Source organism: Micromonospora sp. A3M-1-15, from assembly GCF_024213425.1.
Classification (GTDB): Bacteria; Actinomycetota; Actinomycetes; order Mycobacteriales; family Micromonosporaceae; genus Micromonospora; species Micromonospora chersina.
In genome coordinates this window covers 508184-517795 of record NZ_JANAVK010000005.1, presented here as the reverse complement: position 1 = coordinate 517795, position 9612 = coordinate 508184, and the positions used below count along the sequence as shown (strand labels likewise).

The following is a 9612-nucleotide window of genomic DNA, read 5'->3' as shown; positions in this document are numbered from 1 at the left end:
TGCGGCGGTGCCGGCCGTACCAGGCGATGCCGATGGCCACGCCGACGCCCACGCCCAGGGCTGCCGCGGCGACCGGCCCGCTCTGGGGTTTCGGATGCCGCCGCCCCGACGTGCGGCAGGCCGTCGCGCTGACCGTTTCTGATCAGAGGCCAGCCCCCGCGCCGGCCGAGGACTAGTCCCCTCGCGTTGATCAAGAAGTTTTGGTCGGGATCGGGCGCGAGGATGACGCAAACTTCTTGATCAACGGGGCTGGGTGGCCGGGCGCGGCGCCCACCGCCGGCCCGTCAGGTCGCGGGGACCAGCAGGGCGTGCAGTGCCGTCGGGTCGGTGACCTCGGGCAGGTCGCGGGCGGCGAGCCAGGCGGCCGCGGCGGCCCCGTCGCCGGCGCTGCGCAGCGGGGCGTCCGGCCACCGGCGGGCCAGTTCGGCGCGGACGGCGGTCGCGAGGGGGGTGTCCCCGGTGAGCAGGCCGCCGCCGAGCACCACCGGGTCGGTCGCGTCGTGCGGCCGGATCCGGGAGACGCTGTCGGCCAGCAGCGCGGCCGCCTCCGCGACCAGGGCCACGCCGGTCGGCTCGCCGTCGTGGGCCGCCGCCACCACCAGCGGCGCGAGCCGGGCCAGTTCCACCGGCGGTCGGCGGGTCACCGCCTGCACGACGGCCTCGGCGGTCGCGCGGGGGCGGGCGGCCACCTCGGTGGCGCCGGTGAGGTCGGCGAGCACCCGGCGGGCCAGGTCGCCGGGCGGGTCGGCCCGGTCCAGGTCGGTGAGCAGCCGGCGGACCGCCTCGCGGCCGAGCCAGAACCCGGAGCCGGCGTCGCCGAGCAGCCAGCCGTGACCGTCGGCGGTGCGGTCGAGGCGCAGGTCGCGGACCTGGGCGGCGATCGCGCCGGTGCCGGCGATGAGCACGGTGCCGTCCGGGGCGGACGTGCCCGAGGCGTAGGCGACCAGGGCGTCGCCGTGCACCGCGTACGGGCAGCGCAGGCCCGCGTCGGCCCAGGCGTGGTCGAAGGCGGCGCGGCCCTGCGGGTCGGCCAGGAGTCGGCCGGCCCCGGCCAGCCCGATGACCCCGGCGCGGACCCGGGTCGGGTCGATGTCGGCGAGGGCGGCGCGCAGCGCGGCGAGGAGTTCGGCGGCGGCCCGCTCGGCGCCGTGGCTGGTCGGGTTGCCCCCGCCGGCACGGCCGGCGCCGAGGCGTGCCCCGTCGAGGCTGAGGGCGGCGGCGCGGGTGGACGTACCCCCGACGTCGAGGCCGACCACGACGGTGTCCGACATCCCTTCATGCTGGTCGGCCGCGCTTCCGGGCGCAAGATCCGGGCTGTGCGCCAGGTAACAGTTTGAAAACTTCGCCCACGGCCTTGACACGGAGGGCCCTTCAGTAAGAACTTTTACCACTAACAGTTAACACTCTTTTCCGAAAGGCGTCCCATGGTTGATCACGAGGTGGACACCCCCGCGGGGACCGCGGTGGTCGACGCCGACGCGGTCGACCGGCGGGGTGCGGTGACCGTCTCCTCCGACGGGGTGCTGGCCAGGGTCCGGGCCGGGGCGGGGGAGCTGACGGGGGCGTTGCGCCGGGTCGCCGAGCACGTGCTCAGCGACCCGGAGGCGGCGGCCCGGGCCACCATCGTCGAGCTGGCCGAGCGTAGCGGCACCTCACCGGCGACCATCACCCGGTTCTGCCGGGCCATGGGCTTCGAGGGCTACGCCGACCTGCGCCTCGGCATCGCCGCGGAGACCGGCCGGGCGCGCTCGGCCGGCTGGACGGTCGACATCGGCCGGGAGATCCAGCCCAGCGACCCGCTGTCCCGGGTGCTCGACCAGATCATGGCCGCCGACACCCGGGCCATGCACGACACCGCCGCGCTGCTCGACCTCGGCGAGGTGGAGCGGGCCGCGGTGGCCATCGCCGGGGCCAGCCGGGTGAACATCTTCGGCGCCAGCGGCAGCGCCCTGGTCGGCGAGGAGATGCAGTTCAGCCTGCACCGCATCGGGGTGGCCGCCTGGGCCTGGAGCGACGTGCACGAGGGGCTGGCCAGCGCCGCGCTGCTCGGCGTCGGCGACGTCGCGCTCGGCATCTCGCACACCGGGCAGACCCGGGAGACCATCGAGATGCTGGCCGAGGCGGGCAGCCGCGGCGCCACCACTGTCGCGCTGACCGGGTTCCCCCGCTCGCCGCTGGCCGAGCTGGCCGACATCGTGCTGGTCACGGCCAGCCAGGCCACCACGTTCCGGCCCGACGCGCTCTCCGCGCGGCACCCCCAGCTCGTCGTGCTCGACCTGCTCTACATCGCGGTGGCGCAGCGCACCCACGACCGCGCCCACGCGGCCTTCCGGCGTACCGCCCAGGCCGTCGACGGGCACAAGGCCGAGAAGGGGGCCACCCCATGATCAGTGCCCAGCGGTACGCGGACGCCGTCCGCCCGGTGCTCGACCGGCTGGTCGACACCCAGGCGGAGGCGGTCGACCGGGCGGCCGACGTGATCGCCGGCGGGCTGCGCGCCGGCGGCGTGCTCCAGGCGTTCGGCGCCGGCCACTCCGAGGCGTTCGCCGCCGAGCTGGTGGCCCGGGCCGGCGGCCTGGTCCCGACGAACCGACTCTCCCTGCACGACCTCGTGCTGCACGGCGACGCGCCCCGCGACGTGCTCGCCGACCCCAAGCTGGAACGCGACCCGGCTGTGGCGCACCAGCTCTACGCCCTGGCGGCGCCGCAGCCGGAGGACGTGTTCGTGGTCGCCTCCCAGTCCGGCATCAACGGCTCGGTGGTCGAGCTGGCGACGCTGGTCCGGGAGCAGGGCCACCCCTTGATCGCGGTCACCTCGGTCGAGCACACCGCACGGGTCGCCCCGCGGCACCCGTCCGGCCACCGGCTCGCCGACCTCGCCGACGTCGTGCTGGACAACGGCGCGCCGTACGGCGACGCACTGCTGCCGCTCGAGGGCGGCGGCGCGGTCTGTGCGGTCTCGTCGGTCACCGCGGCGCTCCTGGCGCAGCTGCTGACCGCCGAGGTCGTACGACGGTTCCACCAGGCCGGGGAGGTACCCCCTATCTACCTCTCCGCCAACGTCCCCGGTGGGGACGCGCACAACCTCGCCCTCGAGTCGCGGTACGCCGGGCGCCTCCGGCGGACCGCCTGACCCGACCCACAAGGAGAGACAAAGATGTCGGTTACCCCCGAGAACCTCGGCGACCTCAGCCGCCGGACCCTGCTCCGCCGGGCCGCCGCGGCGGGCCTCCTCGCCACCCCGGCGATGGGCCTGCTCAGCGCCTGCGCCGGCAGTGAGCCGGAGAAGTCCGACAACGGCGGCGGGGCCAAGAGCAAGGACAACCCGTTCGGTGTGAAGGACGGCAGCGCCGTCAAGGTGGTCATCTTCAACGGCGGCCTGGGCGACCAGTGGGCCAAGGAAGACAAGGTCGTCTTCAGCGCCAAGCACCCGAACGTCACGGTCAACATGTCGTCGACGCAGAAGATCAAGACCGAAGAGCAGCCGAAGATGGCGACGCAGCCGAGTGACCTGGTGATGAACTCGGGCGCCGACATGATGGACCGCAGCACGCTGATCAACGAGGGCGCCATCGAGCCGCTCGACGACCTGCTCACCGCGCCCGCGTGGGACAGCGAGGGCACCGTCGCCGACTCCCTGCTGCCGGGCACGGTCGGCGACGGCACCCAGAACGGCAAGTTCTACGTCGTGAACGTCGCGTACACGGTGTGGGGCAACTGGTACAACGCGGCGCTGTTCAAGAAGGAGGGTTGGCAGGCGCCGACCACCTGGGACGAGTTCTTCGCGCTGGCCCCGAAGATCAAGGCCAAGGGCATGGCGCCGTACGTGCACGACGCCGTGCACGGCTACTACCCGCGCTGGGCGCTCATGGCGAGCATCTGGAAGACCGCCGGCAAGCAGGTCGTCGTCGACATCGACAACCTGAAGGAGAACGCCTGGAAGGCCGACGGCGTGCTCAAGGCGCTGGCGCCGTGGGAGAAGCTGGTCAAGGACAAGCTGCTCCTGCCGGGCAAGCTCGACCACACCCAGTCGCAGCAGGCCTGGCTCGACGGCAAGGCGGCGTTCATCCAGGTCGGCACGTGGCTGAAGAACGAGATGTCGGCCACCATCCCGCCGGGCTTCGAGCTGACCCTGTCCGACTACTGGCACAACGCCGACGACAAGGCGCCGAAGGACGTGTTCGCCGCGTCCGGCGAGGGCTTCGTCGTGCCGAGCAAGGCCCCCAACAAGGAGGCCGCGAAGGAGTTCCTGCGGGCGATGCTGTCGAAGGCGGGTTCGGCCAAGTTCGCCGAGCTGACCAAGTCGCTGGCCTCCACCAAGGGCTCCGGCGACAACGTGCAGGACACCGCGCTCGCCAGCGCCAACACCCTGATGAAGAACGGCGGCAGCGAGCTCATCTCGGTCAAGTTCCAGGACTTCTACGCCGACCTGGACAAGGAGAGCCAGAACCTCTCCGAGGAGCTCATGGCCGGCCGGCTCACCGCGCAGCAGTTCGTCGACAAGATGCGGGCGGCCGCCGACAAGGTCGCCAAGGACTCGTCGATCAAGAAGCAGACCCGCACCGCCTGATCCGACGGAGAGAGTGAGTCCAATGCGGCACGGAGTCGCGCGTTTCGTCACGGGCTTCCTGGCCCTGCCCGTCGCGCTGTACCTGTTCTACGTGGTGTGGCCGTTCGCGCAGGCAGCGGGATACTCGCTGACCGACTGGGGCGGGTACTCGGATTCCCAGCGCTTCGTCGGGCTGGACAACTACGTCCGGCTGCTCTCCGACGAGCTGATCCGGAAGGCGTTCTGGCACAACGTCTTCTTCCTGGTCACCGTGCCGCTGTTCACCATCGCGCTGGCCCTGTTCCTCGCGTTCCTGCTCAACGTGGGCGGACGCGAGGACAGGGCCGGCATCCGCGGAGTCTTCGGCTCCGCCCTCTACAAGGTCATCTTCTTCTTCCCGCAGGTGCTGTCGCTTGTCGTCATCGCCGTGATGTGGCAGCAGATCTACCGGACCGACCAGCAGGGCCTGATCAACGGCCTGCTCATCAAGATCGGGCTGGTCGACGCGGACAACCCGATCGCCTTCACCGCCGACCCGGAGCCGTTCCTCGGGATCCCCGCGGTGCTCTGGTGGCTGCTGCTCATCGCGGTGTGGAGCGGCGCCGGCTTCTACATGGTGCTGTTCTCCGCGGCCATGCAGTCGATCCCGAAGGACATCTACGAGGCGGCGATCCTCGACGGGGCGGGCCGGTTCGACACGTTCTTCCGGGTCACCCTGCCGCTGCTCCGGGACACCATCTCGGTGGCCTGGGTCTACCTGGGCTTCATCGCCCTGGACATGTACGCCCTGGTCTTCGTCATGACGCCCAGCCAGGGCGGCCCGAACCACGCCAGCGAGATCTTCGCCTCGGTGATCCAGTTCAACGCGTTCCAGAAGGGCCAGTTCGGCTATGCCTGCGCGATCGCCGTGGCGCTGGCCATCTTCACCATCCTGCTGGCCGCCGTCCAGCTGAGGATCACCCGCCGTGACCGGATCGAGTTCTGAGGAGGCCTGGACGATGAGCACGGTGACCCACACCTCCGGCCAGAAGCGACCCGACGTGGCGCCGCCGGGCCGGCCGACCGGCCGACGGGCGGAAGCCGCCGGCGGCGGCATCGGCGGCCGGATCTTCAACGGCTTCTCGCACCTGTTCCTCGCGGTCTGGGCGATCATGGTGATCTACCCGCTGCTCTGGGTGGTGATGTCCGCGCTCAAGACCGACTCGGAGGTCATCCGCGAGCCGCTGTCGCTGATCCCCAAGTCGCTGCAGTGGGACAACTTCGCCCGGGCCTGGACGGCCGGGATCGACAGCTTCTTCCTGGACACGCTGCTCGTGCTCGTCTTCAGCGTGACCCTGACGATGCTGCTGGGTTCGATGGCGGCGTACGCGCTGGCGCGCTACGAGTTCCGGGGCAACCGGCTGATCTACTGGATGTTCCTGTCCGGGCTGACCCTGCCGGTCTATCTCGCCGCGGTGCCGCTGTTCAAGGGCGTCTACAACATGAACGTGGTGTTCCCGCTGCTCGGCCCGAACAAGCACCTCACGCTGATCCTGGTCTACGTGGCGTGGTCGCTGTCGTTCACCGTCTTCTTCATGCACTCGTTCTTCCGGACGCTGCCGAACTCGATCGCCGAGGCGGCGATGGTCGACGGCGCCTCGCACACCCGGGCCTTCTTCAGCGTCATGTTGCCGATGGCCAAGCCCGGCCTGATCAGCATCGGCATCTTCAACGTGCTCGGCCAGTGGAACCAGTGGTACCTGCCGACCCTGCTCATGCAGCCGGTCGCCGGTGAGCCGAAGAACCAGGTGATCGCCCAGGGTCTGATCGAGCTGTCGGTCAACCAGGGCTACAAGTCCGACTGGTCCGGCCTCTTCGCCGGGGTCACCATGGCGATGCTGCCGGTGCTGATCGTGTACGTCGTCTTCCAGCGCCAGGTGCAGTCCGGCCTCACGGCCGGCGTCGGCAAGTAACCCGCGCTACCCGCTGCCCGGTCCCTCCGGCATCTGTCGGAGGGGCCGGGCAGAATCGCGTCCGTGCTGGTGGCCGTGGAGTCCGACGAGCGGGGCGGGGGAGTGCTGCAACCCCTCGACCCGGCCGGCCGCCCGGCCGGTCGGGCCGAGCCGGTGGTCGACCTGGCCGCCGCGGTGGCCGCCCGGGAGGCCGCCGACCGGCCCCGCTGGGTCTGGGCCACCGGCGCGACCCTCTACCCGGCGCTGCTGCGCGCCGGCGTCCGGCTCGACCGGTGCCACGACGTCGAGCTGACCGAGGCGCTGCTGCTCGGCCACGCCGGCCGCTGGGGCGAGCCGCGCTCGCTCGCCGCGGCCTGGGCCCGGCTCACCGGGGCGCCGGTCCCGCCGGACCCGGCGCCGCGCCCGCCGGAGCCGCCCGGCCACGGCCAGGACGCGCTCTTCGACGCGCCGTCCGGCCCGCCCGGTCCGGGCATCGCGGCGTTGACCCGGGTGTACGCGGACCAGCTCGCCCGGATCGCGCGGACGGAACACCCCGGCCGGTTCCGGCTGCTGGTGGCCGCCGAGTCGGCGGGCGCGCTGATCGCCGCCGAGATGGGCGCGGCCGGGCTGCCCTGGCGCGCCGACGTGCACGACGCCGTCCTGGCCGACCTGCTCGGCGAGGCGTCCCCGGTCGGCGGGCCGCCCCGGCGGCTGGCCGAGCTGGCGGCCCGGATCGCCGAGGCGTTCGGCGTCCGCCAGCTGCACGCCGACTCCCCGGCCGAGCTGCTCAAGGCGTTCGCCCGCGCGGGCGTGGAGCTGCCGAACACCCGGGCCTGGGTGCTGCGCGGGGTGGAACATCCGGCGGTGCCGCTGGTCCTGGAATACAAGGAGCTCTACCGGATCTGGACCGCGCACGGCTGGGCCTGGCGGGACGCCTGGGTCTCCGGCGGCCGCTTCCACCCCGAGTACGTGCCGGGCGGCGTGGTCTCCGGCCGGTGGGCCACCCGGGGCGGCGGGGCGTTGCAGATCCCGAAGGTGATCCGGCGGGCCGTGGTGGCCGACCCGGGCTGGACCTTCGTGGTGGCCGACGCGGGCCAGCTCGAACCACGGGTGCTCGCCGCGGTCTCCGGCGACGACCGGCTGGCCGCCGCCGGTGGCGCCGGTGACCTCTACGCGGCGCTGGCCCGGGACGCCTTCGCCGGTGACCGGGCCCGGGCCAAGGTGGCCCTGCTGGGCGCCATGTACGGGCAGACCGGTGGCGCCGCGGTGCCCGCCCTGGCGGTGCTCAGGAAGAACTACCCGACCGCGTTCGGCCACGTCGAGGCGGCCGCCCGCACCGGCGAGGCGGGCGGGCTGGTGCGGTCGTGGCTGGGGCGTACCTGCCCGCCAGGGTCGGTCGGTTTCGGCGACGGCGACGAGGCGGTGGTGGACGCCGGGGCGGATCCGCAGAGCCCGCGCGCCCGGGCGGCCCGGTCGCGGGGGCGGTTCACCCGCAACTTCGTCATCCAGGCCACCGCCGCCGAGTGGGCCTCCACGCTGCTGGCCACGCTCCGCACCGAGCTGGCCGGCAGCGGGGCCGAGCTGGTCTTCTTCCAGCACGACGAGGTGATCGTGCACTGCCCGGCCGAGGCGGCCGAGTCGGTGGCCGCGGCGGTCACCGAGGCCGGGGCGCGTGCCACCCGGCTGCTGTTCGGCGAGACGCCGGTCCGCTTCCCGCTCGACCTGTCGGTGGTGGACTGCTACGCCGACGCGGCATAGCCGGGCAATTTTCCGTTTTGCCCCGCTACCCGCCCCCCGGCGTGCTCGTTGGGCCCGGTGTGCGTACGACGGGACGGACCGGGCGCTGCTGCCTCCGGTCTGTCCCCCAGGTCGAGGGGGCACCGCTGAACCGGATCGCAGGAATGATCATCGCTGCTGGTGGGGGCCGCCGGATCGGTGGACCCGAGGCGCTGCTGCGCCAGGGCGAGAAGCCCCTGGTGAGCCAGATGATCGACACGATGGCCGAGGCGGGCTGTGTCGAGGTCGTGGTCGTGCTGGGCGCGGCCGCGGACCAGGTGCGGCAGACGACCGACCTGAGCGCGGCGACCGTCGTGGTCAACCGGGCCTGGGGGACCGGGGTCGGCTCCTCGATCCGGGCCGGGCTGGCCGCGCTGACCGACGAGACCATCGAGGCCGTGGTCGTGGTGCCGGTGGACATGCCCGGGCTCACCGCCGTGGCGGTCCGCCGGGTCGCCGCCCTGCCGTACCCGGACGTGCTGGTCTGCGCCACCTACGACGGGCTGCGCGGCTACCCGATGCTCTTCGGCCGCCGGCACTGGTCCGGCATCGCCACCCTGGCCAGCGCCGACGTGGGCGCCCGGCCCTACCTGCTGGCGCACAAGGACCAGATCGTCGACATCGCCTGCGACTCGGTGGCCGACGGCAGCCGGATCGACAGCCCGGAACTCATGGCCCTCTACGGCCTGAACATCCCGGAGCAGCGCGTCGGGGTCTGAGAGAGCGTTTGTGACACCAACGCCCTCTCAGGCTCGGTTGCGTCGACCCGGACGGTGCCGCGCACCGAGCAGAAAGGGCGCCAGCAGTTCGCCGGCCCGGTCACGGATCGCCTCCGGTTCCCCACCGGACTCGATCAGGCGGGACGCCGCGTAGACGATCGAGTTGATCAGTTCCGCGGTCGTCGCGGGATCGGGCAGTCCCAACGCGGTCAATGCCTCGATGAGCGGGATCGCGAGCTGCTCGTGCATCGTCCGGCTGCTGGCCTCCAGGTGCTGACCCTGCGCGACGGCGGCGAGCGCCCTGGCGACTGCGTGTTCGCCGTCCGCGACGAGTCGCAGGTTGGCGTCGACGTAGGCCAGCACCCGGTCCCCGGGTGTGCCCGCCGCCGTCATCGCGTCGGAAACGCGCGCCGACCACCGGGGAAACACGTCCGCGACGACGGCATCGAGGAGATCCTGGCGTGATCGGAAATACTCGTAGATCGACGATCGGGCAAGCCCGGCCCTGCTCGCGACGGCGGCCAGGGACGGGGCCTGCCCGGAGTCCTCGGCCAGGATCGCGCGGGCCGCGTCGAGCAACGCCCGGCGTTGGGCGGCGCGGTGCTCGGCCACTGTCGGCGCCGAGATGCGCGGCAAC

At 72.6% G+C, this 9612-nt stretch carries 9 protein-coding genes; 7 read left to right on the top strand and 2 right to left on the bottom strand.

Annotated elements, in window-relative coordinates; translation table 11 throughout:
- Positions 1-284: 284 nt before the first annotated feature.
- Complete coding sequence (locus tag NLX85_RS26275; protein ID WP_254339428.1) at positions 285-1271, bottom strand: N-acetylglucosamine kinase; 987 nt, start codon at positions 1269-1271, stop codon at positions 285-287.
- 153 nt (positions 1272-1424) lie between these two features.
- Between NLX85_RS26275 and NLX85_RS26270 the strand changes: the two genes are divergently transcribed.
- From NLX85_RS26270 to NLX85_RS26240, 7 genes are all read left to right on the top strand, one after another.
- Complete coding sequence (locus NLX85_RS26270) at positions 1425-2387, top strand: MurR/RpiR family transcriptional regulator (RefSeq protein ID WP_254339426.1); 963 nt, start codon at positions 1425-1427, stop codon at positions 2385-2387.
- Positions 2384-3133 carry an SIS domain-containing protein gene (locus NLX85_RS26265; protein WP_254339424.1) on the top strand — a complete coding sequence of 250 codons (750 nt, stop codon included), beginning with the start codon at positions 2384-2386 and terminating at the stop codon, positions 3131-3133. The genes NLX85_RS26270 and NLX85_RS26265 overlap by 4 nt, the downstream gene beginning before the upstream one ends.
- Positions 3134-3157: 24 nt before the next feature.
- Positions 3158-4570, top strand: a complete 1413-nt coding sequence (gene ngcE / locus NLX85_RS26260) for an N-acetylglucosamine/diacetylchitobiose ABC transporter substrate-binding protein (RefSeq protein ID WP_254339423.1) — start codon at positions 3158-3160, stop codon at positions 4568-4570.
- 22 nt (positions 4571-4592) lie between these two features.
- Positions 4593-5534, top strand: a complete 942-nt coding sequence (locus NLX85_RS26255) for a carbohydrate ABC transporter permease (RefSeq protein ID WP_254339421.1) — start codon at positions 4593-4595, stop codon at positions 5532-5534.
- Between the two features lie 13 nt (positions 5535-5547).
- Positions 5548-6501 (top strand): carbohydrate ABC transporter permease, encoded by a 954-nt coding sequence (locus NLX85_RS26250; RefSeq protein ID WP_254339419.1) that lies wholly within the window; start codon positions 5548-5550, stop codon positions 6499-6501.
- Positions 6502-6564: 63 nt separating this feature from the next.
- Entirely contained in the window at positions 6565-8238 is a 1674-nt protein-coding gene (locus NLX85_RS26245) for a bifunctional 3'-5' exonuclease/DNA polymerase (protein ID WP_374628434.1), read from the top strand.
- A gap of 143 nt (positions 8239-8381) precedes the next feature.
- Positions 8382-8975 carry an NTP transferase domain-containing protein gene (locus tag NLX85_RS26240; protein ID WP_254339417.1) on the top strand — a complete coding sequence of 198 codons (594 nt, stop codon included), beginning with the start codon at positions 8382-8384 and terminating at the stop codon, positions 8973-8975.
- 27 nt (positions 8976-9002) lie between these two features.
- Here the strand turns inward: NLX85_RS26240 and NLX85_RS26235 are convergent, their stop codons facing one another.
- A complete protein-coding gene (locus tag NLX85_RS26235) occupies positions 9003-9611 on the bottom strand; it encodes a TetR/AcrR family transcriptional regulator (protein ID WP_254339415.1) in 609 nt (202 codons plus the stop codon).
- Position 9612: the final 1 nt, after the last annotated feature.

What these genes read in the sequence shown, in the direction of transcription:
- NLX85_RS26275 (WP_254339428.1), bottom strand. Translation starts at nt 1,271, where the DNA reads ATGTCGGACACCGTCGTGGTCGGCCTCGACGTCGGGGGTACGTCCACC.
- NLX85_RS26270 (WP_254339426.1), top strand. Translation starts at nt 1,425, where the DNA reads ATGGTTGATCACGAGGTGGACACCCCCGCGGGGACCGCGGTGGTCGAC.
- NLX85_RS26265 (WP_254339424.1), top strand. Translation starts at nt 2,384, where the DNA reads ATGATCAGTGCCCAGCGGTACGCGGACGCCGTCCGCCCGGTGCTCGAC.
- ngcE (WP_254339423.1), top strand. Translation starts at nt 3,158, where the DNA reads ATGTCGGTTACCCCCGAGAACCTCGGCGACCTCAGCCGCCGGACCCTG.
- NLX85_RS26255 (WP_254339421.1), top strand. Translation starts at nt 4,593, where the DNA reads ATGCGGCACGGAGTCGCGCGTTTCGTCACGGGCTTCCTGGCCCTGCCC.
- NLX85_RS26250 (WP_254339419.1), top strand. Translation starts at nt 5,548, where the DNA reads ATGAGCACGGTGACCCACACCTCCGGCCAGAAGCGACCCGACGTGGCG.
- NLX85_RS26240 (WP_254339417.1), top strand. Translation starts at nt 8,382, where the DNA reads ATGATCATCGCTGCTGGTGGGGGCCGCCGGATCGGTGGACCCGAGGCG.